Annotated in this window: 20 protein-coding genes; 6 read left to right on the forward strand and 14 right to left on the reverse strand. The window is 41.7% G+C overall.

Annotated features, from left to right (window positions below):
* Positions 1-12 precede the first annotated feature (12 nt).
* From DCO56_RS18050 to DCO56_RS18065, 4 genes are all read right to left on the reverse strand, one after another.
* Positions 13-2,946, reverse strand: a complete 2,934-nt coding sequence (locus DCO56_RS18050) for a SusC/RagA family TonB-linked outer membrane protein (protein ID WP_108635159.1) — start codon at positions 2,944-2,946, stop codon at positions 13-15.
* Positions 2,947-3,618: 672 nt separating this feature from the next.
* Complete coding sequence (lepB, locus tag DCO56_RS18055; protein ID WP_108635160.1) at positions 3,619-5,193, reverse strand: signal peptidase I; 1,575 nt, start codon at positions 5,191-5,193, stop codon at positions 3,619-3,621.
* 35 nt (positions 5,194-5,228) lie between these two features.
* The gene (locus DCO56_RS18060) at positions 5,229-5,963 is read right to left on the reverse strand and encodes a hypothetical protein (RefSeq protein WP_108635161.1); all 735 of its coding nucleotides are present in this window, start codon (positions 5,961-5,963) and stop codon (positions 5,229-5,231) included.
* A gap of 294 nt (positions 5,964-6,257) precedes the next feature.
* Positions 6,258-6,731, reverse strand: coding sequence for an LIC11966 family surface protein (locus DCO56_RS18065; protein ID WP_241254897.1), 474 nt, complete (start codon positions 6,729-6,731; stop codon positions 6,258-6,260).
* Positions 6,732-6,996: 265 nt separating this feature from the next.
* On the opposite strand from DCO56_RS18065, the gene DCO56_RS18070 reads away from it, so the two are divergent.
* The 3 genes from DCO56_RS18070 to DCO56_RS18080 all read left to right on the forward strand — a co-directional run bounded on the left by DCO56_RS18070 (position 6,997) and on the right by DCO56_RS18080 (position 10,798).
* On the forward strand, positions 6,997-9,174 hold the full coding sequence (locus DCO56_RS18070) for a TonB-dependent receptor (protein ID WP_108635163.1): 2,178 nt from the start codon (positions 6,997-6,999) through the stop codon (positions 9,172-9,174).
* Between the two features lie 65 nt (positions 9,175-9,239).
* The gene (locus DCO56_RS18075) at positions 9,240-9,716 is read left to right on the forward strand and encodes a DUF4625 domain-containing protein (protein ID WP_108635492.1); all 477 of its coding nucleotides are present in this window, start codon (positions 9,240-9,242) and stop codon (positions 9,714-9,716) included.
* Positions 9,717-9,778: 62 nt separating this feature from the next.
* Positions 9,779-10,798 (forward strand): DUF4625 domain-containing protein, encoded by a 1,020-nt coding sequence (locus DCO56_RS18080; protein WP_108635164.1) that lies wholly within the window; start codon positions 9,779-9,781, stop codon positions 10,796-10,798.
* A gap of 83 nt (positions 10,799-10,881) precedes the next feature.
* Here DCO56_RS18080 and DCO56_RS18085 read toward each other — a convergent pair whose 3' ends face one another.
* The 3 genes from DCO56_RS18085 to DCO56_RS18095 form a co-directional block, all read right to left on the reverse strand.
* Positions 10,882-11,334, reverse strand: coding sequence for a PepSY-like domain-containing protein (locus tag DCO56_RS18085; protein WP_108635165.1), 453 nt, complete (start codon positions 11,332-11,334; stop codon positions 10,882-10,884).
* A 62-nt stretch (positions 11,335-11,396) separates the two neighbouring features.
* The gene (locus DCO56_RS18090; protein WP_108635166.1) at positions 11,397-12,683 is read right to left on the reverse strand and encodes a sensor histidine kinase; all 1,287 of its coding nucleotides are present in this window, start codon (positions 12,681-12,683) and stop codon (positions 11,397-11,399) included.
* Complete coding sequence (locus DCO56_RS18095) at positions 12,680-13,357, reverse strand: response regulator transcription factor (protein ID WP_108635167.1); 678 nt, start codon at positions 13,355-13,357, stop codon at positions 12,680-12,682. The genes DCO56_RS18090 and DCO56_RS18095 overlap by 4 nt, the downstream gene beginning before the upstream one ends.
* A gap of 206 nt (positions 13,358-13,563) precedes the next feature.
* Between DCO56_RS18095 and DCO56_RS18100 the strand changes: the two genes are divergently transcribed.
* Positions 13,564-14,424: a helix-turn-helix domain-containing protein gene (locus tag DCO56_RS18100; RefSeq protein WP_108635168.1), complete on the forward strand. Its 861-nt coding sequence runs from the start codon at positions 13,564-13,566 to the stop codon at positions 14,422-14,424.
* 116 nt (positions 14,425-14,540) lie between these two features.
* Entirely contained in the window at positions 14,541-15,887 is a 1,347-nt protein-coding gene (locus DCO56_RS18105) for an amidohydrolase (protein ID WP_108635169.1), read from the forward strand.
* 271 nt (positions 15,888-16,158) lie between these two features.
* Here DCO56_RS18105 and DCO56_RS18110 read toward each other — a convergent pair whose 3' ends face one another.
* From DCO56_RS18110 to DCO56_RS18135, 6 genes are all read right to left on the reverse strand, one after another.
* Positions 16,159-17,199 carry an acyltransferase family protein gene (locus DCO56_RS18110; RefSeq protein ID WP_181390599.1) on the reverse strand — a complete coding sequence of 347 codons (1,041 nt, stop codon included), beginning with the start codon at positions 17,197-17,199 and terminating at the stop codon, positions 16,159-16,161.
* A 76-nt stretch (positions 17,200-17,275) separates the two neighbouring features.
* Positions 17,276-18,136, reverse strand: coding sequence for a glucose-1-phosphate thymidylyltransferase RfbA (gene rfbA, locus DCO56_RS18115; protein ID WP_108635171.1), 861 nt, complete (start codon positions 18,134-18,136; stop codon positions 17,276-17,278).
* 78 nt (positions 18,137-18,214) lie between these two features.
* Positions 18,215-19,072, reverse strand: a complete 858-nt coding sequence (rfbD, locus tag DCO56_RS18120) for a dTDP-4-dehydrorhamnose reductase (protein ID WP_108635172.1) — start codon at positions 19,070-19,072, stop codon at positions 18,215-18,217.
* A gap of 87 nt (positions 19,073-19,159) precedes the next feature.
* Positions 19,160-19,711, reverse strand: a complete 552-nt coding sequence (rfbC, locus tag DCO56_RS18125) for a dTDP-4-dehydrorhamnose 3,5-epimerase (RefSeq protein WP_108635173.1) — start codon at positions 19,709-19,711, stop codon at positions 19,160-19,162.
* 2 nt (positions 19,712-19,713) lie between these two features.
* Positions 19,714-20,769, reverse strand: coding sequence for a dTDP-glucose 4,6-dehydratase (gene rfbB, locus DCO56_RS18130; protein ID WP_108635174.1), 1,056 nt, complete (start codon positions 20,767-20,769; stop codon positions 19,714-19,716).
* 193 nt (positions 20,770-20,962) lie between these two features.
* Positions 20,963-22,939, reverse strand: coding sequence for a polysaccharide biosynthesis protein (locus DCO56_RS18135; RefSeq protein ID WP_245935871.1), 1,977 nt, complete (start codon positions 22,937-22,939; stop codon positions 20,963-20,965).
* Between the two features lie 385 nt (positions 22,940-23,324).
* Between DCO56_RS18135 and DCO56_RS18140 the strand changes: the two genes are divergently transcribed.
* The gene (locus DCO56_RS18140) at positions 23,325-24,122 is read left to right on the forward strand and encodes a tyrosine-protein phosphatase (RefSeq protein ID WP_108635176.1); all 798 of its coding nucleotides are present in this window, start codon (positions 23,325-23,327) and stop codon (positions 24,120-24,122) included.
* Between the two features lie 302 nt (positions 24,123-24,424).
* Here DCO56_RS18140 and DCO56_RS18145 read toward each other — a convergent pair whose 3' ends face one another.
* On the reverse strand, positions 24,425-25,249 hold the full coding sequence (locus DCO56_RS18145) for a helix-turn-helix domain-containing protein (protein ID WP_108635177.1): 825 nt from the start codon (positions 25,247-25,249) through the stop codon (positions 24,425-24,427).

Consider the following 25,249-nt stretch of genomic DNA (forward strand, 5'->3'; position numbering starts at 1 on the left):
ACTATTAAATTATTACAGCTCTAACTTAACGCCTAAGGAAACCATTGGGGACAATGGTAGTCCATAACCTGTATAATATCCATTAAAATCTATCAGTTCGGGATCCGCTCCTGAAAACTTGGAAATCGTCAATAAATTGGTACCTGAAACGTAAACATAAGCTCTACGAATGGTCTTCATCTTGTCTTTTATATTGTTCAATTTGGCAAGATCGTAGCCTATAGTCAAGGATCTCAATTTCAAGAAAGAAGCATTTTCCAAAAACAGATCTTGATCCACGCGGTAGGCAACAATCGGGCTCCAAGGATTATAAATCGGGTATTTATTCAAATCAACATCTTGCTGCCAATGAAATACTTCGCGAATCCCATCCAATGAATTGGTATTTTCGGTATTGACGAAATTATACTTATTTGAAGCGCGTTGATTCAAGGCCTTATGCCCAAGCGCAAAATACCATTGCATATTCAGGTCGAACCCTTTGTATTTGAAATAGTTTTGAAACGAACCTGTTAGCTTTGGCATAGCATTACCTTTCAAGACACGATCTTCATCATTGATTTTAAAATCTCCGTTTTGGTCTTTCCAGATCGGGTCTCCCACGGCAAAATCCACTCCGTCAAACTGAAGTTTTTGACCGTTTTGTACGGGAATACTCGCCTCAGTATCATAAGTTCCTTGATTTTCGTACAACCAAAACTGATCAATAGCTTCACCCACTTTTAATATTCTATTTCCAACTTTCAACTGCTTGCGTCCTCCTGGAAGTGCCGTCAATTTATTTTGATTGTAATTTAGATTAAGTGATGTATTCCATTGTAATGTTTCAGTATTAGACAATACTTTTGCCGACAGATTGAGATCCACCCCAGTGTTTTTTACACTTAAGCCATTAACTATTTGTCCAGAATAACCATACTCAGCAGGAATAGGTGAATTAATCAATTGATTTACATCTTTCTTTTGGTATATGGAGACTTCAAAATCAAGTTTTTTCTCCAATAAAGTTCCGTCAACGGTCAAATCGGCATGATCTGTATAAGGCCATTTGATATCGTAACCTACCCAACCTTCTGAATAAGGTCTGGATGCAACAGCAAAACCATTATAGGACACCAAGGATTTCTCGGATCCCCAATTTAGATCTGCGGTATAATTTGGGCCAATGGCAAATTTACTTGTAAATACCGGTTTCCCAATTCGCGCCCAGGAGGCTTTTACGCCTAAATTGTTAAATAAATTGTCTTCATTTTCGGGAATCAAATGATATTTCGCAGCGAATGAAGGTGTCATCAACCAACGTGAGTCAGGTTGCATTGTTGAAGAACCATCATAACGTAATACCGCACTTAAGTCCAAGAGATTTTTGTAGCTATAATTGGCCGCCAAATACAGGGAGTGCAATCTAAAATCTTCGCGATTACTGTACCTATTCACATATAGCCCCCCAATCGGCACTAAATAACTGCCTTTTTGAGGATCGCCATCTACAACATTAACCTTGATAAAATCGTTTGGTCCATCATAAGCACGTGCATAATTGTAACGATAGAGGTCCTGTGTATAAGATGATCCTAAAGTCAAATCCAATTTATGCTGTTCTTGGAATTCCAAGTTATATTCCAGGCGGTTATTATACACCAAGCGTTGATTAAAACCAAAATAACTCGACATATAGTTATTGGTTTCCATCAATGAACCAGGAAAAAAAGCTTGTCTTGCACCCTCAGAATAATCAATTCCTAAGGAAGTATTAAATTTTAGGTTCTTGAGAAAATAAAGATCTAATGTTACCAGCGAATTTAAGAAATTGACGGTATTCTTATCCAAAGCCGCTTTATAGATATCTAGATACTGTGCATACATATCCTTACCCGGTGAAATTGGCACAGATAAATCAGGTACATAAGACGCTTCACCGAATCGATCCCTGAGACTGCGGTTACGATCTCTCAAACTACGGCTTGCATTGATTGTAGCACCAAAATTCAACCATTTAAAGGGAGCCATATTCACGTTGAACAGGGCATTGTAGCGCTCAATATTTGTCTTGTCGGCAGAGCTTGCATTTTTGGTGTATCCACCCACAAAGGAAAAATTCGCGCGATCATTACCCCCACGGATACCAATGCTTCCACCGTAAATCGGCGTGGTTTTATAATATTCTTCATTCCAATTGGCCGGTCCATAATAATTTACATTGGTCGAATCACTGAGATAGCCGGGATAATTCAAACGGTCTGTTGCAGATCCATATTTATTATAGAATATCGATCGGAACATATTTTCATACTGAGCATTCACAGGTGTCACTACCGGTTTTGTGGCTAGTCCAACATAGGTATTAATGAAAATTTGGCGTTCCCCTTCTTTACCCGGTTTTGTCAGGATCCAAATTGCTCCATTGGCTGCTAACGGTCCAAGCCTTGCCAATTTAACGGGATCTTTTATCACTTCGATAGACTCTACAGTTGCTAGGTCAATACCTGCGAAGTTGTCGGTTCCGGGTCCAATACGATTAAACTGATACTGTTGAATGGAGTAAGCAAAATTGTTGTCTCTTGCGATGGGTATTCCATTAATAAATACGGTTGGTTGTACATTAACGGCATCTTTAATTTCAAACAATGGCGACCCTAACCCCCGAAGCACCATATTCTTTGGTGCACCTGGTTCGCCTGTCGCTTCTTGTACGTAGAGACCGGCAACTTGCCCTTTCAAAACCTCCGGAATACTGACAACAGGCAGTGTTTCAACGTTTCTTAAGTTTAGACTGTCTTTGACACCCTGCTTTTTCAACAAAGTAGCCAGTCGTCCTTTAAGCAATCGCTTGTCAACCTCATTGATTTCAGAAGTATCTTGTTTTGAAGTCCAAAAGTTAAGGTGATTAGCCTTCGCAGCTGGAAACATAGGGACAAGAAATAAAAAACAAAATAGTCTTTTCATTCGATTTATGTCTTTAGGCATTAAAAAAAATTGGTGTTATTCGGCTAGCAAATAAATTTAGTTTCGGCTTTAATAAAAGTTGGACTTCGAGTCCTATTAATAATTGATAGTATGTAACAATGCTACAACAATATTTTTAAAGTCGGACATAATGGTATAAACGAAATCGATTGCGTAATCAAAGCAAACGATTGCACAATTTCTTATGCATAGTCTATGAAAATAGTAGTTTTATAAATTTATAAAAAAAGCGGATCGCATCTTTATATTTAATTAAGAATCTCCTTGTTTTTAGTCAATATATTTTTCTATTGATTTTGTAAAACCAATGGAAAAATTATTCGCCATTTAGCATCTTAATCGAAGAATAGTCGCAATAAAATCGAAGGAAAAATTATAAGAAAATAGGAGTATTATCGCTATCTCGACATAGCTTTCTTTCAAATGATGCAAAAAATATGTTTAAAGTATTCTTTGCACGGTTGAGGGGCACAGTATTGGCTGTCGCATTCATATATAATTGACTCCAGCCCTAGATTTTCTTTGCGTTTTTAGAAAATTCCATTTATAACTAATGCGGCACAAAAGGATTGGTCCGCATTAGTTATCTAAACATGTAAATAAGCCCCCTTTAGCAGTCTTATCTTAAATATTCCGCCTGGGGATATTCTTTTATTTTATACCCTTAAAAATCCGGTTCCACCGTATTTTAGAAAATCCATTTCCGTTTGTGTTCCAGCTCATCCAGGTAAATAAAGCTTTACCCACAATATGATCCTCCGGCACAAAGCCCCAATCCCTTGCGTCCAACGAATTATGTCTGTTGTCCCCCATCATCCAATAGTAATCCATTCTGAATGTGTAGGAATCCACTTTGTTGTCATTCAGGTATAAACCATCCGCCCTCTTTTCCAGGCGGTTATTTTCATAAACCCTGATCGCGCGTTCATAAAGCGGTAGTGTTTGCGCATTCAAAGCAACTTTCATTCCTTTTTTTGGAATCACAAAAGGTCCAAAGTTATCGTAATTCCATTTGTACTGCGGATCATTCGGGAATGTATTGGCTTCCGGTTCCCCTGCTTTGCGCAGGTTCATCTGCATCGATTTAACATTGGACCAAGATTTTACCATGTTAACCTGCTCAGGTGTAAGAAAGACCACATAAACTCCGGGCTGAATCTGTGCGATTTCGATACCCATATCCCGCATTCGCTGTTCATCCAGGCCTGTCTCATCAGTCATCACGGTATAATCCATCTGACTTTCTGGAGCAACGAAGCCGGGTTGATCGTTTACATACAGTACAGCATCGCGCATGCTGATTTTATCACCCGGCATTCCAACACAGCGTTTGATCAGATGCTCCCGCTTGTCCACTGGACGTGTTTGAATAGTAAACTGTTGATGGACGGCTTCGTAACCCATGGAGCGAACCAGGTCGTAATAAGGCTGATCCTGATTCTCTATCGCGACAGTATCTCCGGCCGGCGCATTAAAAACAATGACATCATTACGTTTGATTTCCTGAAAACCGGGCAACCGCTTATAAGGAAGTTCGATCAGTTCAGAAAATGCTTTACCACCAAATAAAGGCATGGTATGATGTGCAAAAGGAAAAGCAATCGGCGTATTGGGAATACGGGGTCCATAATTCAACTTACTGACAAACAAATAATCGCCGATCAAAAGCGACTGTTGCATAGAACCCGAAGGGATCATAAAAGCTTCCAGCAAGAAACCGCGGATCAGCGTTGCGGCAACCGTCGCGAAGACAATGGCATCCGCCCACTCTCGCACCATAGATTTCTTATAGGGATATTTGATTTTAAATTCATTGTAGGACTCATGCAGCAGCCTCAGCTTATCCTCTTTTGTCAGCTGTGCGCCCTCAGCTGAAGCTTTCAGTTTTTTAGCATAAAGTCCATTTAGAAATTGAACGTTTTTGTCTCTTCCCCATAATGGTAATACGATAAAAGGGACCAGCACCGCAGCACAATTTTCCCAAAATCTTCTTTTACCAAAACAATGGATGAAATCCAGGTATAAATTATAAAAGACAAAGACATTCACGATCGGAATGATCAACAATACAATATACCAGACAGGCCGATTGGTTATCTGTCCTTGAATCCATTGGCTATAAACAGGTACAATACCCTCCCAGCCACGACGCCCCGCCTTCTCAAACAAAAGCCAAAAACCATAAGCAGCAATGATGGTCAGTACAATAAAAAGAATAAGCGCCATATGTTGTTTTTTTTCGAAATGTAAATGGATGAAAGTTAGTAAATAAACAGTCTGGATTGGTCTGATGGAGATTCTTTTGCCTGCTGTAGCTCATTATATCGTACAATGTATTTGATAAACACATCATAGTTATACTTTTGCTCCATTTCAAATTCAGCAAGTAACTCTGGCTCATCATTAATTAACTGCGTGAAGGTAATCTGTCTTTTCTTTTTAGCATTGCTAAATAGGCCATTGTTGTTGCTATTGATTTCAGCGACCTCACCAGTTCCTTTTTTCAGTGCATATGCATATTTATTCTTATTAACCAATATAGTTGGCATCATTCCGGCACCACCGCCACCAACATTAACTGCGGCACCACCACTAAATTTTAGTTCTGAAACATAATAGGCCATTATTTCACCATCGGCCAGCACTTCCGCAAAAGTTGGATCCTGATCTGTTCCCTTCTGTATGCGATACATTTTTGGGCTTGTTCCGGGGACCACTTCCAATCCTTTTTCTACATAGGATGGTGCATATACTTTCTTTTTGGACTGCCAGTACGCACGGTACACCTGGTCAGGTGTAAAAGTCAACTTTTCCTTTTGTTGATTTTCAAATTTAAGTTTATTGTCCTTTACAGATGAAATCTTCCCATATAAGGTGTCAGCATTCATCAACACCAGATAATCTAGCTTCTTTTGATCCCCCTGAGCCCAAAGTGCTGTCGCTGAGAATAGAAAACACAGGGTGACAGCATTGGATAAAATTGAAATAATTTTCATTAGATATAATATATTAAATTATCTTTCGCAGTATAGGGAATCCTCCCTAATCATACAGATCGTTGGTATTCCTGCCGCTATCACAAAAATTAACTGATCGCACAGGTTTTACACCAGCATTTTGTCGCATAAATCTACATAAAAATACGAGATTCAATGAAAAGTCCTTCGGCTTTAACATTTCATTTGCATCTCATGTTAAATTCCCATTCCTCGCCAAACTCAGCTAATGCCGCTATAAAAAAAGCCGCATCAAACATGACACGGCTTCAGTGGCGCTTATCGACTAAGTTTCTAGCCCTTATATTTACCCTCAAATTCGGTAGATGCTTTATTCACACCATTGCTCATATTTTCAAAGGCTTTATTGATATTATCCAGCAGTGCTGATTCGGCAGTAGCGTCAGGCGTTTTGTTCTTGCGCAACTCGATCAGTTTTGGATAGTCTTCGGTAACGATCTTTTTATACCCGTTGAGCCCATCGAGTACCGCCTTCTGAAAATTGGCGTCACCTTTGAAATCACCGAGATCCTCCACTTTCTTGATATCTTCATTCAAGGCTTTCTCCCAATCCGAACGAACCTGCTCTGCCTTCGTATAATCAGACGCATTCATGGCAGCATTCATATCAGTGATATGCTTTTCACTTCCATTGATGACCGTAATAATTGAATTGTTATAAGTTGCAGGATCCTTCGTTCCTGAACCACAACTTGACATCGTCAGTACCGCTACGGTCAAGATGCCTGTTATAAATTGTTTCATCATTGTTGATATATTTTTTAATTTATTTGTTTTCTTATTTACAAACGCTCCCTCCTATCCATTCCGTATTGACCTCCAAGAAACTGCCGTAGCAACCCTTTAATCAACTTAGTCAAAGATAGTTGAGCTACAGATTTCTTTTTATCACTGATTTCAGGGATTTATCATCACGAAATTAATTTCGCAACACAGTTGCTTTTGAAATCTTTTTAGCTATATTTGTTGCAACTTAATTGCAATACATAATTTACAAACAGCTCAACAATTGATGAACAGGCGTACGATTTTCACTCTATTATTCACCTACGGCATCCTATATCCTGTTTTTGCACAAGAAAAAGCAGCAAAAAACATTGGGCTGCGTGAGGTACATGTTGAGGGCAAACGTTATAAACATTCTGCGGAGGGCGTCCTATCTGTGGATGTCTTAACCAGCGATTCCATACAGAAATATCAGGCAGGCAGCTTGATGCAGACCTTAAGTCGGCTACCCGGCGTTAATGCGATAGGTATAGGTGCCAGCCAATCCAAACCACAAATTCGGGGTCTGGGCTTTAATCGGGTAGCCACCCTAGAAAATGGGATTAAGCACGAAGGGCAGCAATGGGGTTTGGATCATGGGCTGGAAATTGATCAATACAGCATCGGCACCGCCGAAATCATCAAGGGAGCCGGTTCATTTATGTATGGGTCGGATGCCATTGGCGGTGTTATCCGACTCCTGCCACCAGCTGAACTACAAGCGAATGGATTGAAAGGTGTTGTTAATTTATTGACCAAGTCTAATAACGCTACTTATGGAGGATCCCTGCAACTGCAGGGCAGAAAAGGCAATTGGGTCTTCGGTGGCGGTGTAACACATTTGGATTATGCCGACTATCGTGTCCCGACTGACACAGTGTATGTATACAATTATGCGGTCCGGTTAAAGGATCGCCAGGTGCGTAATACGGCCGGCAGGGAGACTAACTTTCAGCTCAGGGGAGGTTATACCTCCGATCAATTTTCCTCCATTTTCTATTTAAGCAATTATCACACTAGAATAGGCTTTTTTGCCAATGCGCATGGTTTAGAGCCACGCGGAGTGAATACAGTCTTATACGACCAATCTGACCGGGACATTCTTTACCCAAGCCAGCAGGTTAATCATTTTAAACTTATCAATCGAAATTATATCGCACAGGGCGGACATAAGATCTGGGTGGATCTCGGTTACCAAAGAAATTATCGCCAGGAGTTCAACAACTATACTGCACATGGGTATATGCCACCAGTCTATCCCGAGGATATGAACATGCCTATTCATCTTGAACGACGCTATGACAAAGAGATTGTTAATATTGCACTAAAAGATCAGTTCACCCTAGGCACACACCGGTTCACCGTTGGGGGCAATGCTGAATACCAGCATAATAAAATAGCTGGCTGGAGTTTCCTTATCCCGTCGTACAAACAACAGACAGTGGGGGCATTTATTCATGACCAATATCCGATCAACGATCAAACGATACTCTATGCTGCTTTACGTTATGACTATAGCCACATACATACCTCGCCCTATCAGGACTGGTTTGCTTCCACACTGGAAAACAATCAATCGGTTCATATTGTCAGAGCAGATGAACTTCGCCGTAGTTTCAATAGCTTGGTTTGGTCGTTAGGGGCAACGCGACAAATCGGCTCATGGGAAACCAAACTGAATGTTGGTAAAAGTTTTCGGGTACCTATTGCACAGGAACTCGCCGCCAACGGGGTAAATTATCATTATTTCAGTTATGAAAAAGGCAACGCAGCCCTTTCACCCGAACAATCCTACCAAGTCGATTTCGCCCTGGCCCGGCGTTCGAGGAATGCTTACATTGCTTTCACACCCTTCTTCAATTATTTCGCGAATTATATCTACCTCAATCCCACGTCAGGTTATGATCAGTATTACGGAGCGGGCAATCAAATATTTGAGTATGCCGAAAGCAAGGTACGTCGCTATGGTGCTGAACTAAAAATGGAATATCGCCCCTTAGCTCACTGGAAGGTAGAAGTACTGGGTGAATATGTTCGATCCGAACAATTATCCGGCAGCAAGAAAGGCTATACCTTGCCTTTCTCTCCTGCTCCTTCACTTTTGGTAGACCTCAGTTGGTTTCCAAAAAGCAGCACATATTTTAAGGAGTCTTACCTCTCTTTGGATTGCAAATGGACCGCCCGGCAAGACCATATTGTCCCACCAGAAGAGAAAACAGCAGGCTACCAAGTCTTCAATTTCAGAGCAGGAACACAGTTGACATGGGGCAAGTCAGCACTTCAATTGCGCTTACAAGTCCAGAATATGTTTGACACCAAATATATGGATCACACCAGTTTTTACCGTCTGATATCGCTCCCGGAACAGGGACGAAATATCGTCCTATCTATTGGTATACCATTCGGGAAGAAAAACCCAAGCTAATCAACATATTCATCCAATCACAGCACAACTAATTGATTAAACTCATGATAAAAATGAACACACAGATGCAGAGACTAAAACAATATGCGCTTATGGCCCTCATGTTGGCCTCCACCATCGCTTGTAAAAAGGATACCGAAAAGATTGACACCGAAAAACCAACCATCGATCTCAGTGCTGCAACGGCTTTTCCAAAGCAGTGCAGCCAAATCAAACGCGGGTCCAGTTTTACCTTCCACGCGAGACTATCCGACAACGTCGCTTTGGGCAGTTATAGCATTGACGTTCATCACAATTTTGACCATCACTCCCACAGTACCGAGGTAGAGGAATGTACATTAGAACCCGTCAAAAAACCTGTCAAACCGTTTGTGCTTGTCAAGTCCGTCAATATACCCGGACAACCACAACAGTATGATGCCCAACTTCAGATTGACGTTCCCGCAGATATCGATCCCGGAAATTACCATTTTATGATTCAAGTGACGGATCAATCCGGCTGGAGCATACAACGCGGAATTAGCGTACGTATCGTGGAATAACGCCTCTTAACATGCAACTATACTTCAATTATTTTTTATTATAAAATTCAAATCCAATGAACATGAAAACTAGAAACATTAACTTATTCCTGCTGTTTACAGCGCTTGTCTTTGGCTTTCTGTCTTCCTGTAAGAAAGACGATGCCGATATCCCCATCTCAACAAAACCCGAAATCGGTACCCTGGAAATCGGATCCGATAATAATCAAACAGTAAAAGCAGGCTCGGATCTGCATCTAGAAGGTGATATTGTAGCGGAGGCACTCATCGACAAGATTGTTATCGAAATCCACCAGGAGGGCGGAGGTAACTTCAAATTAGCCAAAGTTTATACCGACGAAAAATATGTCGGTAAAAAAAATGCAACTTTTCATGAACACATGGACATTCCATCTGAAGCGCCTGCCGGTCAATATCATTTTCACTTTACAGTAACCGACAAAGCCGGGAATTCGACAACCGTGGAGTCGCCATTGACGATACAGGCGGCAGATGCCAAAGTTGCTTTTAAACTGGTCTTTACCGAAGTCGATGCCCATGCCCATGGCGATCACTTCCACGATATCGCTGATAAGTCTGGGGTAGAACCTATTTCAGTGAGCTTTGACAACAGCGGCAAGGCATTAGGAGATGGTCACGCCCATATCAAGCCCGCAGGTGTTTATAAAATTGACTTCAAACAATTTGATGCCGCAGGGCAGGAAATTCAGGGGCAGTATATTAAAGATAAAGCAACAGCAAGCCTTTATAAAGCCTTCTTAACCGGTGGCGCTTTTGTTTTGAATTCCAATAGCACGACCTCAAGCGGTGCAGTCTTTCAGACAAAAGAAACAACTTATGGGGATGGTTCGACTGTAACAGGTGCCGTTGAAACGACTGGTATCACGAGCTATTTTACAGCCGGAAAAGATAATGCGGGGGAAAAAGATGTTGCCTTCGTGCTACGAAAATTTAAGGATGCAGCGACAAAAGCTACGATTACCCGTGCGGATTGGAACCGCGCCGACTATGTGGCGAAATATCCCGGAGAGGATATCATCCAACTATCCTTTGAGATGCATGCCGAAGAGGGTGAAGATTAATTTCAAGCGACGACTATTTTAATAAAAGACACCTTGTTAGCGCGTTTGACAAGGTGTTTTTTATTGTATGCGTCCGGCACGGCCTAATCTCTTACTTTTCCTAACACATTCCCTTTGGGATCGACCACAAGTTTCCATTCGTTTGATCCATTTTTTACTTCGAATGCATAAGTAACCTTTTGTTCCTCCGTAATCTTTTTGACATCTTCGATACGATAGCCGGGGAATTCCTTTTTCACATTGGCAATCACCGCTTGTGGTAAATCATTTTTTGCAAGTTCTTCCTTATGGCGCACAATTTTACCGTTGCTTTGAATCCAAACTTCGTGGTCTGTTCCAAACAAACCCGTTTCAAATTCGGCTTCATAAAGACCCGCTTTCAGCTCCCAGTCAACCCCTTTAGCTTTCGGGAATTTTTGCTGAAAACTATTTACCACGACAGCAGGTACTTGACTTTGGGGAATATCCTGAGCAAAAGCTCCAATCGTTGTAAGCGCAAGGATACATGCACTTAGTATTGTTTTACATTTCATCATTTTACTTTCTTTAATGTATTACAAAGTAAAGCCCTGATTCTGTAAAGATTTGGGAATGAAAATTATGCCGGGTGAAAATTCAGTTTAAATATATGCCGGCCATTGTCATAATCATATGAAATCTCAAAACCATAGAGATGACAGATGGCCTGAACAATCGCAAGCCCCAGCCCCGTGCCCTTGGAGGAAGCATCCGATTTATAAAATCTTGAAAATACCTGTTCAACATCCAAAGGCCCCTGAACACTTGTATTTGCAACCAGCAGCGCATTTTCAGTGATCGTGATAGTAACTTCCCCGCCCTCGATATTATGGAACAAAGCATTACGGATCAAATTTGACACCATGATATTGGCCAGAGAACTATCTAACTGTAGGTTAAGCTCCAGTTGTTGTAGTACCTGTATCGTGATATTTTTAAATGCGGCCATATCTTCGAGTTCCTCGACGATATGTGTCACAAGCGTATTGAGCGAAAGATCCTCGTTGTTTAAAAATTGCCTGTTTTCGATCTTTGTAAGCAGTAATAGTGACTTATTCAACCGAACCAATCGCTCCGCAGTGTTCAATACTTCGGCAATTGCATTTGCTTGTTCAGGCTGTAGGCCCTCTGTTTCAGCCACCATTTCAAGTTTGTTGATCATTATCGCCAAAGGTGTCTGCAATTCATGTGAGGCGTTCCCGATAAACTGCTTCTGCTGTTCATAGATTTCCTCGTTATGTTGGATCAATGTTGTTACAGCAAACTGCAAATCTTTGAATTCCATAATATCGGTATCCATCGCCGGTTTGTCGTCCGATTTCCCAAGACGAAATTTGGTCAGCTGATCCAAAAAATGATACAGGGGACTCCATAATCGTTCAATAACCACCTTATTGATCGAAACAATACTGACCACCAGCAGGACAAATAAAATCAGAACAGAATAAAACAAGTTTTTGATCAGATCACTCTCCTCGATCATCGAATTAATAATCGCAAGCTCGTAGTAATGCCCTTTATGCTCAAAAGCCGTTGTCAGCATACGCACAGGCTCAAGCTCAGGTTCAGGATCATCGTCATCCTGCATATAAAGCATGGTATCTTTATATACATTCTGCATGTTGATCGCCTGCTGTTCGGAAATTTCACGTACCTTATAATTGTTAACCCCAAATTCCAGATCCGGAGATACAATTGCCTCAGAAGCCAGCTCCTGAATAATTAAGCGCTTTTGATTCTCCAATTCCTCATCTATATTATCATGGATCACTTCCAGCATAAATAAATAAAAGATGGTCGACCATAGTGCAATCACAACAAGTACGGAGACAGCGAGATATTTAAGTGTCTGATTGGCTAATTTCATTTTTCAACAAGTTTATATCCTATGCCATAGACCGCCTCAAAATCCACATCCGCCTGTTTCGCCAAAAATTTCTTTCGAAGATTTTTAATCTGGGAATAGATAAAATCGAGATTATCTGCCTGATCGGTATTATCTCCCCAAACATGCTCTGCCAATGCGCTCTTACTGACCAGGCGGTTTTTATTCAGCAAAAAATAATTGAGGATATCAAACTCCTTTCTATTCAGTGCGACAGGTTCACCGGCAATCGAAAGACTACGATCATTCAGATCCAGCAGCAGATTGCCCATTGCCAATGTGTTTTTGCCCTCGCGTTGTTTTCTGCGCAATACCGCTTTAATCCGGGCATTTAACTCGGCGATATGAAAGGGTTTGGTCAGATAGTCATCGGCTCCAAGTTCCAGCCCCCGCAGCTTGTCATCCAGGGAATCTTTCGCAGAAATGATAATGACATTATCCGACTTACCCTCCTGTTTAAGTAGGTCCAAGACCTGCAATCCACTCCCCCCCGGAAGCATGATATCCAGCAAAATACAATCATAGTCATAGACAGAGACCTTATCCACCGCCGATCTAAAGTCGCCGGCTGTCTCTACAATATAATCTTCTTTAACAAGAGAGTCTTTCAATGTTTCCCTCAATTCCGCTTCGTCTTCAATTACAAGTACTTTCATTGGACAATTGTTTTTTAACCAAATTTCACCTCTATTCAACTTTTCCTTACCCGTTACAAATGTATTCCGAATTTAGGAAAGAATTGGGAAAATGGCTATTGTTCTTTGCCGACATCAGGACAGTCCATATCGAATAACTGGTTTATTTTAATCCATTGCCTCAAATGCTATGGGCTTTTCGTATTTTAGGTCTGAGACATTGTACTATGGATAAACGAAATGCTAATAGCTGGGCACCGGTCATTGGACTGGACGGTTTTCGCAAAGAACAGACCGCCGGCCGGGAAGAACTGCTCTTCAATGAATTACATGGCGAAAGGCTGATCGAAAAGCCCCATAAGCACGATTTTTTTATTATCAATTTATTTGATACCGCCTCTGGTGTCCATACGATTGATTCGATTGACTATCCGATTAAAAATCATCAGGTACATGTGCTATTCCCGGGTCAAATGCATAAGTGGCACGTTTATGCCGGTACAATTGGCTACCAATTGATGATCGAACGCTCATTTTTTGAGCATTTCGCACCCTTCTTTCGCTTTTCTTTTACCAACTACCAGAACCACCCTGTGATCGACCTGACTAAAGAAGCCTTCTTCCAGCTCCACTACGAATTTGAATCAGTCAAAAAAGAGCTGGAGCGTGAGCATTCATTGATCCCCCTGATTACAGCACGTGCTGGTGTGATCGCCGCCATCGTCAGCAGGGAAGCAGAGCATGTATTCACCGAATTTAAAGTCTATCAATCCGTCCCTCGTCTTGCCAAATTCAATATGTTGATAGACGAGTTTTTCAGGGAACAGAAATTAGTTGCTTTTTATGCCGAGAAGCTGCACATCTCCCCCAACTATCTCAATATTCTGTGCAAAAAACATTTGAAGATATCCGCCACCCAGCTCATCCATCAACGGATCTGTGTAGAAGCAAAACGCCTTCTTCAAAGTACGGAATCATCCATTAAAGAGATTACATTCGAATTGGGATTTGCGGATCAAGCCTATTTTTCGAATTTTTTTAAGCAGCAGACGGGTGTAAGTCCAAGTGATTTTCGGGAAAAAAGATAAATCGCACAAGAAATGGCAGAAATTACCCCGTAATACGCAAGGTCTCTGTATATACCTTTGTAAAAGGCTGATTCATTTAATGGATCAGTAATATTGCACCGTAAATAGAAAATAAAATGAAACCAATAGCGCTTACACGCAAAGAATTTATACGGAACTCAGCTCTTGCACTCACCGGAGCAACATTGATCCCGGGCATGCTCGTCGCCGAAGATCGTAGGGAACTTAGTCCGCAGACTTTGGCTGGACACCAAGGCAAAAAAAGTTATAGCCTAAAGAATGTTTTATTGGAAACAGGCTTTGAATATGATGGAAATGGCAATGTCATCGCAACAAAAACCGATCTTTTTACAGTACAGATCGATGGCGGAAAAATCAAAAAAATTGGGCCCAACAGTACCGATGCCAATGCCGTAGATGCAAAAGGCCGTCTGATGCTCCCTTCGTTTAGAGATATGCACATCCATCTGGATAAAACATTTTATGGGGATAAATGGCAAGCCGTGCGCCGTGGTGCCGGAGGTGTCAAAGGAATGATCGCACTAGAGCAACAGCTTCTTCCGGAACTGTTAAAAAACTCGACCTATAAGGCAGAAAAACTTATTGAGCTACTACAATCCAAAGGAACAGCCTTCGCACGTAGCCACGTCAATATAGAGCCCACATCAAAACTGGATTCCCTACATCACCTACAACTTGCACTGGAAAATAAGAAAAACAGTTTTGGAGCCGAGTTGGTTGCCTTCCCCCAGCATGGTGTATACTACACGGATTCTGTACCCTACCTCAAAGAAGCTGCAAAAACCAATATTGATTTTATCGGTGGCGTGGACCCTTTTACCATTGACGGTGCCATCGAGAAAACCATGGACTTCACTGTTCAGCTGGCATTGGATCATAACAAAGGAATTGACATCCATTTGCATGAGTCTGGAGAATCCGGATTGAAAACGGTGGAGTATCTGATCAAAAAAGTAAATGAAAATCATGCTTTAAAAGGAAAAACCTACCTCAGTCACTGTTTTGTTTTAGGAAGGCTCGAGAAAGCCAAACAACAGGAGATCGCGGAAAAGCTCGGTGCAGCACAGATCGGTATTGTCTCTACGATTCCTTTTGCTGGCTTGATTATGCCTATCCCAACACTCCTGGAAAACAAGGTCACCGTGATGACCGGAAACGACAGCATTGTTGATCACTGGAACACCTTTGGGACAGGAAGTGTCCTACAAAAAGCCAATATAGCCGCCCAGGTATATGGACAGGTCACTGAGTACGGTCTGTCACGTATGTTAAAGCTGGCAACCGCAGGCCCGATTCCATTAGATGACAAAGGGCAACAGCAATGGCCAAAACCCGGTGATGACGCAAATATCGCACTTATCGATGCAAGCTGTTCGGCCGAAGCTATTTCGCGTATTTCACCGGTGGCCTCTCTGATCTATCACGGAAATATTGTCTACTAGGCTTCTGGCAGATAAAGCACTACTCACCAGGTCTATTTTAACACAATGGCGGTCAATTGCCTTTTACAGGCTCTTGATTGCCCCCCTTGTGAAATGATTGTCACTAAAATCGTACGTACGTCTGTCGACTCCATATCTGGTCCATGATGCCATGAAAAACAGAAAGCTCGGTGTTAGATCACACTGAGCTTTTTCATTCTGTAGCGTCTCTATTTCAGGAAATCGAAGCTAATGTCGTTATTTGACGAGCTTAACATTATCGAGACAACTACTATCGTTTAAACAGCCTCATTACACGAGGCTCTACCCAATCGCTGAGAATGTAGGCAACACCCAACATCAGGAGCGTAACGGCAAAAACAAGCACATATTTATTTACGTAGCCATGAAGCTGGTTGAAAATAATAAAACCGATATGCTGATGAATAAGATATAAAGGATAGGTCAGCATCCCAATTTTGATGAATTTAGGCGAATTGAGGCATTGTAGTTTCTTACAGGAGACAACTAACATCACCATATAAAATATAACGATGGTAACAGCAATTATATAGGGGGAAAAATCGCTATGAAAAGTTCTCGTCAGCCAATGAATACGGCCAATGGCACCATCGATCGACAGGTACACGCACCAGGACAATACGATAAAATGCTTTACAGCCGGTCCCTGCAAAAAAATCTGGCAAAATACGATTCCTGCAATAAAATAAGCACTCCAGTCCAGAATGAAAAGGTGGTGGACAGTATCATAAATTTCTGATGGTCCAACAAACAGCCGCAAGCTTGACAATAACAACCAGAAGTAGACAAGATAGTCGAGGCTCAGCTGCTTAAAGCGGTTTATGACAAGAAACACCGCGATAATAAGGTAAAATTTCAATTCAACATAGAGAGACCAATACGCCCCATCGATATTTCCCTGTCCGAACAGTTCCTGAATCATGGTCAGGTTGGCGAAGAGCTGTTTGAATGTCACAAGATAGCGCGGCGCCCCAAAGAAATAAACGGTCACAAATGTAATGATCAAACAGATCCAATACATTGGATACAAGCGTTTAAAACGTGAATAGCAAAATTTGGGCAACGAACGATGTTTGATGGAAAAGGCAATCACAAAACCGCTGATGATAAAAAAAAGGTCGACACCAAGATACCCATATTTAAAATATTCACCGATCTCATCGAAATGCAGCAGGGACATGTTGCCTCCTTTATACCCCCGATATAAGTAATGGTACAATACCACCGCAGATGCCGCGATAAAGCGAAACAGATCTATTTGATAGATTCTTTTTGATTGAGATTCGGACACTGTCACATTTCTGGTTAACCTGACTACTTATTCAAATTAAAAACATAAATATCACTTATAAGCTTATACCTTCGAGTTATTTAACAACATGTTTCAGATACTCACCATAGCCAGATTTACACAACGGCTCGGCAACTTTCAGCAATTGTTGTTTATCAATATAACCCATGCGATAGGCTACCTCTTCAATTGCACCTATTTTCATCCCCTGACGCTCTTCGATCACCTGTACAAACTGTCCTGCCTGCATCAGCGACTGTATGGTGCCCGTGTCCAGCCAAGCTGTACCGCGGTCAAATATGCCGACTTTTAATTTGCCCTGACGCAGATATTCTTTGTTGATATCCGTAATCTCCAGTTCTCCCCGTGCTGATGGTTTGATACTTTTTGCAATTGCCACGACATCGTTGTCGTAAAAATAAATGCCGGGAACGGCATAACTGGATTTTGGCTGGTTGGGTTTCTCTTCGATAGAAACTACATTTTTCGCAGCATCAAATTCGACCACGCCATAACGTTCAGGATCCTGTACAGGATAAGCAAATACGACACCGCCATCAGGGTTGGCGCAAGACTGCAACAGCTTTGACAAGCCCGAACCGTAGAAAATATTATCGCCAAGAATTAATGCGACTTTGTCGTCACCGATAAACTCCTCCCCCAATATAAAGGCCTGTGCGAGGCCATCGGGGCTTGGCTGTTCCTTATATTCAAAACGACAGCCCAATTGAGAGCCATCTCCCAACAACTTTTGAAAGTTTGGTAAATCCTGTGGAGTTGAGATAATCAATATCTCGCGGATGCCTGACAACATGAGCGTAGACAATGGATAGTATATCATTGGCTTATCATATACGGGCATTAATTGCTTACTTACGGCGAGCGTTAAAGGGTGCAAACGGGTTCCCGATCCACCGGCTAATATAATTCCTTTCATTTTTATCCAGCTATTCGTATTGAGACTTTCGTATTTAAAATTTGGTTGTATAAGCCTTCAGCCTAATAATCTTTTTCTTTAATTTTTAATTTCCTCGGCCAACATTTTAGCCAGACTTAGCTTCCAATCCGGTACAGCTACATCAAAGGTCGCTTTAATCTTTGATTTATCAAGCAGTGAATACTTTGGCCGTTGCGCGGGTGTAGGGTAGGCACTCGTCGGAATTGGCTTTACCTGACAATCAAACGAACGGAAATCCCGTATTGCTACAGCGAAATCATACCAGGATATTTCCCCCTCATTGCTGTAGTTATAGATTCCGGCTTTCCAATCCGATGCATCAGCGATTTTCAAAATCGCCATCGCCAGATCTTTTGCATACGTCGGGGTACCGATCTGATCATTGATGACATTTACTTGATCCCGTTCGGCCATTAGACGACACATCGTCTTGACAAAATTCTTTCCATAAGCAGAATACACCCAAGATGTCCGGATAATAATCGACTCGGGACACCATTTCTGAATAGCCCGCTCCCCCGCAAGTTTGGTCTGGCCATAGACATTGATCGGTGCTGTCGGTGCATCTTCGCTTAGCGGAACAGCAGAATTACCATCAAACACATAATCCGTTGAAATGGCGATCAGCTTGGCACCATGGAGGCGACAGTATTGTGCAATCTCCTCACAGGCTAAATGATTGACCAAATTAGCTGTTTCATGTTCTTCTTCAGCTTTATCTACAGCCGTATAAGCGCCCGCATGAATAATCAAATCGGGCTGATACATGGCCAAAATATCCTGGATCAGCATAATCTGGTCCAAAGGCAATTGCTTACGGTCCAAAAAGTAGCACTCTTTTTCGGTATCATTGACCAATAATTCATACAATTCGGATCCTAGCTGTCCGGAAGCGCCGGTAATGACGATTTTCATCAAAATCTTTTTTATGGTTTAAGCATCCCGATCTATTTATCCCCTCCGAGCGGGAGCATTATGTCGGTCAGGCACGCTGTTCTTCTATTACAATTTATCGGATAATGCGGTGAAGTTTTGCGCCTCTTTGTCTTTCTGGGACAAGATCATCTTTTCCGCTGGAATTTGCCAGTCGACTGCCAGCAGCTTATCTAATGGATGTACACCATCTTCCGCTTCTTTGTTATACTTATTGTCGCATTTATAGGCAAATACCGCATGCTCGGACAATACCGAAAATCCGTGTAAAAATCCACGTGGTACAAATAGCTGCTTTTTATTTTCTGCGGAGAGTTCCACGGCAACATGCTGCCCATAAGTAGGGGAGCCGGGCCGAACATCAACAGCGACATCCAGTACACTACCCTCCAGTACACGGACCAATTTTGCCTGTGCATGGTCTCCAGCTTGCATATGCAATCCCCTTACAACACCATATTGAGATTTCGACTGGTTATCCTGCACAAAATGCGGATTGTAACCTAAGATGGCAGCCAGTCTGTTTTCATTATAAGATTCAAAAAAATAACCTCTTTCATCTTCGAATACCACAGGCTCCAAAATAAAACAACCGGATAGTTTCGTTTCTGTATATTTCATATTTAAGCGCCGTGATATTGATTGTTATAATAATGCTGATAGTCTCCCGAAGTCACATGATCCAGCCATTCCTGATTGGACAGGAACCAGTCTATCGTCAGTGACAGCCCCTGCTCAAAAGTTACTGACGGGCTCCAGCCCAGCTCTGCATTTATTTTACTTGCATCAATCGCATAACGCAGGTCATGGCCCGGACGATCCTTCACAAAGGTAATCAGGGAAGCTGCCGTACCCTGTTCCCGGCCTAATTTAACATCCATTTGTCGGCAAAGCTCCTTGATCAGGTCTATATTCTGCCACTCGTTAAAGCCTCCCACATTGTACGAATCGCCATTCTTACCCTCATGAAAAACCAGATCAATCGCTTTGGCATGATCAATCACAAAAAGCCAGTCGCGCGTATATTTACCGTCTCCGTATACAGGCAATGGCTTATCGTGTAAAATATTATGAATGCACAGCGGAATCAGTTTTTCAGGAAAATGATTGGGCCCATAATTGTTGGAGCAATTGGTCAGCACTATCGGCAGTCCATAGGTATCATGATAAGCACGGACAAAATGGTCCGAGCTCGCTTTGGAAGCCGAATATGGTGAGTGTGGATCATATTTGGTGTCTTCGGTAAAAAAACCGGATTCTCCCAACGCACCAAATACCTCATCCGTAGAAACATGATGAAAACGTTTTCCCACAAAATTATTCTTCCAGATTGCATAGGCAGCATTCAACAGATTTACTGTCCCGATCACATTAGTCATCACAAATGCTGTCGGATCTGCAATGGAACGATCGACATGGGATTCTGCCGCCAAGTGAATCACACCATCCGGTTGATACTGTTCAAAAACAGCATTCATCGCCGCCTGATCCGTAATATCAGCTTTGACAAAGGCATAATTCGGACGATCCTCTATATCTTTCAGATTTTCAAGATTGCCGGCGTACGTTAGGGCATCCAAGTTAATAATCTGATAATTTGGATACTTTACAACAAATTCACGAACGACGTGGGATCCGATAAATCCTGCGCCTCCTGTGATTAATATCTTTTTATTCATATATCTTGATTATAGACAGCATACCGCTCGCGTTAATCTGTCCAACATTATTACCATAACTAAATAATTCCTTAAAATTAGGTTGATTTTTGCGAACTGGCAAGTTTTAATCGATAGGGATAAGCATACTATACACAAAAGTCCCATTGACGGGACTTTTGTGTATAGTATGCTTAGATTGCTTTACCTAAGGTTATGCTTTTTTAATAAGCGAATAAACGGGAACATCATCAATATACTCCTGTTCAATCGTGCTATCCAACGCTTCGTACTCGGAATTTTGAGATTTAAATTCCGGAACAATACGCTTCATTGCTGCCACCAATTCCATAAAATCAGGCAGATGCTGATCCGCATCCACAATTTGCTGACAAACAGCATTGATACGTTCTGCTTTCAGTATCAATTCATCGTGTTTTACTTTTGCAATCATAATTTTCGGATGATGCGTTTTCAGGGTATTTTCATTATTGGCCAAAAGTTCTTCAAAGATCTTCTCTCCGGGACGCAAACCAACAATTTTGATATCAATATCTTCAGGATATCGGTAACCTTTAAGCTTGATCATCCGTTTGGCCAAATCCATTATTTTAACGGACTTGCCCATATCAAAGACAAATATCTCTCCCCCTTTCCCCATCACACCGGCTTCCTGCACCAGCTGACAAGCCTCAGGAATGGTCATAAAGAAACGCGTAATTTCGGGATGTGTCAGGGTCAATGGACCACCGCTTGCCATTTGTTTCTCAAAGAGCGGTATGACCGAACCATTTGAACCGAGCACATTACCGAAGCGTGTAATGATAAAACTCGTTTCAGACCTACCACTACAGCTACTCACATAGATTTCAGCCATTCGTTTGGTTGCCCCCATCACATTGGTTGGATTGACGGCCTTATCCGTAGAAACCATCACCATTTTCTTTGTACCATGCTGCATACAGAGATCAGCCACATTCTTACTTCCAAGTACATTTGTCTGAATGGATTCGTAAGGATTGGCCTCCATCAATGGCACATGTTTATAGGCCGCAGCATGGAAAACAAGATCCGGCTTATATTGTGCAAATATATTTTGCATAAAAGCGTAGTTGCGGACATCACCCACAATGCAATGCAGATGTTCGGGTTGTGTTGCTTTTATCGACTGTTGGATATCGTACAGCGCAGATTCCGCCTGATCCAATAGGATCAACTTTTTATAATGACGTCTTGCTATCTGACGTGCCAGCTCCGAACCAATGGATCCCGCCGCGCCCGTGACCAGAATCACTTTGCCGTTCATTTCTTCCTCAATCTCCGGGTGATCCAGCTTAATGGGCTTGCGACCGAGCAAATCTTCAATTTTTAAAGGGCGTATCTCCCGTTTTGCACCGGAGTTGAGCAAGATCCTCGCCGATGGCATAATTTTAAGTTCAAGCCCGATATTCTGAAACCAGTCCGAGACATATTCCAACCGTTCGGGGTCATTGTTTTCCACGGCAATGATCACCTGTGTAATTTCGTGTTTGCTGATATACTCCTTGGTAATTTCGGTAATATCCTTGATTTTCAATCCTGCAAGGCGTTTTCCGATACGTGAGACCTTATCTTCTACAAAGGCGACAACCTGGTACTTGATCCGGGGATCTTCTTTCAACAAAGAGAAAGATACCAGCCCGGGACGTGAAGCTCCAAAAATCAGCACATTTTCTCCTTTTCGAGCGGGTAGGAACAAATATTCAAAAATCGTTCGGTATACGACACGCGCTCCTACCATGATCACCATTAAAATACAGGCCTGCATCGTTAATACCCCGTACGAAAGACGCAGGTAATCGCCCGCAGATGTTCCCTTTTCAAAAACAGTTTTAACAACCAGCGTCAACAACATCAACGTGATATAGGCCGACGTGACCGTTTTAAATATTTTTATGGTATCGCGGATACCTGTCTGACGCACGATTCCTCTAAAGGTATTGTAACACAAAAACATCGCGAAGTACACTGGCAAAACGAGCACTAGTTTCTTCAACATAAGTGTCACATCAAAGACACCTTTGAAATTATTGACGACGTAGTTTGAAAATACATAACTTGCAAATACAAACCACATATCAATGAGCAAAATGACCCACCGAGGATTATCCTTCCGCAACCGTTTTCTTAAATCCCATAGAGATCCCATCATAGCTTTCTTCCCTTTTAGTTTATTTCTTTACCGTCGTAATCATTTGAAGTCCGTACAACGTATATGGCTTATTTCAATTTCATAAAAGATGACCAAGATACTTAAAATTTAACAATCATTTGGGCCTTTTTACTAAAAAATCAATAACGACAGATACCATATGCACGCTATTCGTATCATCGTGGAGTAAGCAACTATTATACCGAAAATATTACAAACAGCAATAAAAATTAAAAAATGCCGACACAAGGCGATTTAAATCTATTATTATTCAATAAAATCTATTTTTTCTTACCTCTTATCTTCTTCGTAAACATCAAAACTGGCATATTGTTTGTAAAACATCCTATAAGACAGACAAAACCATATACTTGAATAAGCTATTATGAATTTTTTTACCAATCTATTTACACATAAAAAGTCGCCATCCGTCCGAACTTTGGCCCAGCTGGAGTTTTTGGAAGTAGACATGCACAATCACCTTTTGCCCGGTATTGACGACGGAAGTATTTCGGTAAAAAATTCAATAAATTATATTCAGGATTTACAAAAATTGGGATTGAAGAAATTTATCTGTACCCCGCACATTATGGCCGGCGTCCATCCCAATACCAAATCTACGATTGAAGCGGCACAGACCGCGTTGATCAGCGGTCTTAAAGATACCGGAAACGACACACCGATTTTTGCGGCAGCCGAACATATGATTGATGACGGCCTGACATCCCTTATTCAACAGGATCAACTCTGCATTATACCCGGCGGTTATGTGCTGATCGAGATGTCTTATCTATCCGAGTCCAAAGCATTATTTCATACAATTCGGGATATTCAAAAACTGGGCTACAAGCCTATTTTAGCACATCCCGAACGCTATAATTATTATCATAGCAATTTCAATATTTACAAACAGATCAAGGATGCGGGCTGTTTATTGCAGCTCAACCTACTCTCGCTCAGCCGATACTATGGCGTTGATACGAAAGCAATTGCAATGACTCTATTAAAATCCGGCATGTATGATTTTGCTGGCACAGACCTGCATCACGAGCGGCATCTTGAAGCACTACAGAAAATCGCAGAAAAATATCCGGTGCGCGAAATGTTAAAAACTTCACCGATCCTGAACCAAAGCCTGGCAGATCATTTCAACAACAGTAAATCTCAGGGCATTGCCGGCTAAAAAAAACTGTTACCTGTACCATCAAAACGGCAAATCATTTGACATTGACCTTTTTTGACTTCACTTTCAACAGCAATTAACGAATTACAACATCATTATTCATTCCTATTGCAAAAAATCACCACTTCAAGGGGGAATAGTCGGTATAGGCACATAAAAATGCAGGTATCCAATGACACCTGTATTTTTATGGTTTTCATAGGGCGTGTAGGGCGCCTGTATTGATACAAAAATACGATGTCAAAGGAAGCAAAAAGTATGAATCTCGACCTAAAAAGTATAAAAACAGGAATGAATAAAACTTATCCTTGCCAGCGCTTCCTGTATTCTTTTGGAGTTACGCCGGTTTCCTTCAAAAAAAACGTACTAAAATTATTTACATTGGTATAGCCCAGCTCCCAGGCGATTTGCTTGATACTGAGCGAAGACTCTGCCAATGACTTTTTACTCACGCGCAACAATTCGCCAGTAATCACGTCTTTTGGCGTAATTCCAAGCACTTCGTTTGTTAAACTGGTCAGTTTTTTACTACCTATATTAAGCACGCTGGCATAATACATCACCCGTTTCTCCTTTTTTACATTTTTTTCCACGAGATCCTGAAAACGACGCACCAGCTCCATATTATACCCCAATAATTCACCCGGTCCTTTTTCTTCCATGTAAATAGCCGCGAGCAAAACCACTTGCTTGACAATATTATGTGCCAGGTCACGATAGATAGCTTGATTATAGTTCTGCTTGGAGAGCTTGAGCTGCTGTCCGACGAATTCGTAATACGTCGCGTATTCCTGAGGAACATTTAGCACCTGATAGGCATACTGTCGTCTGTCAAATGATTTAAAACTGCGGATGAAGGAAGCATCGATGTCGGTCCGTGCAAAAAAATTCTCGGAAAAGTAGATAATTAAAAAAGCACGCCGCTCGTCCGGGTCAAATGCAATTTTAACTCCCCTTGGCACCAGGACGAGACTGTATTCGTCTACCTCAACCATTTTTTTATCAATCTGAATCCGGCAGCCACCCGTTGAGACAAAAAGAACCGTATAATTGTCCGTTGCCGTTGCATCAGCAATAGCCGAAGCCTCCCGCTCTATCCCGATCACACGATGAACTCCAAATTCCAT

The organism is Sphingobacterium athyrii (genome assembly GCF_003071065.1).
Classification (GTDB): domain Bacteria; phylum Bacteroidota; class Bacteroidia; order Sphingobacteriales; family Sphingobacteriaceae; genus Sphingobacterium; species Sphingobacterium athyrii.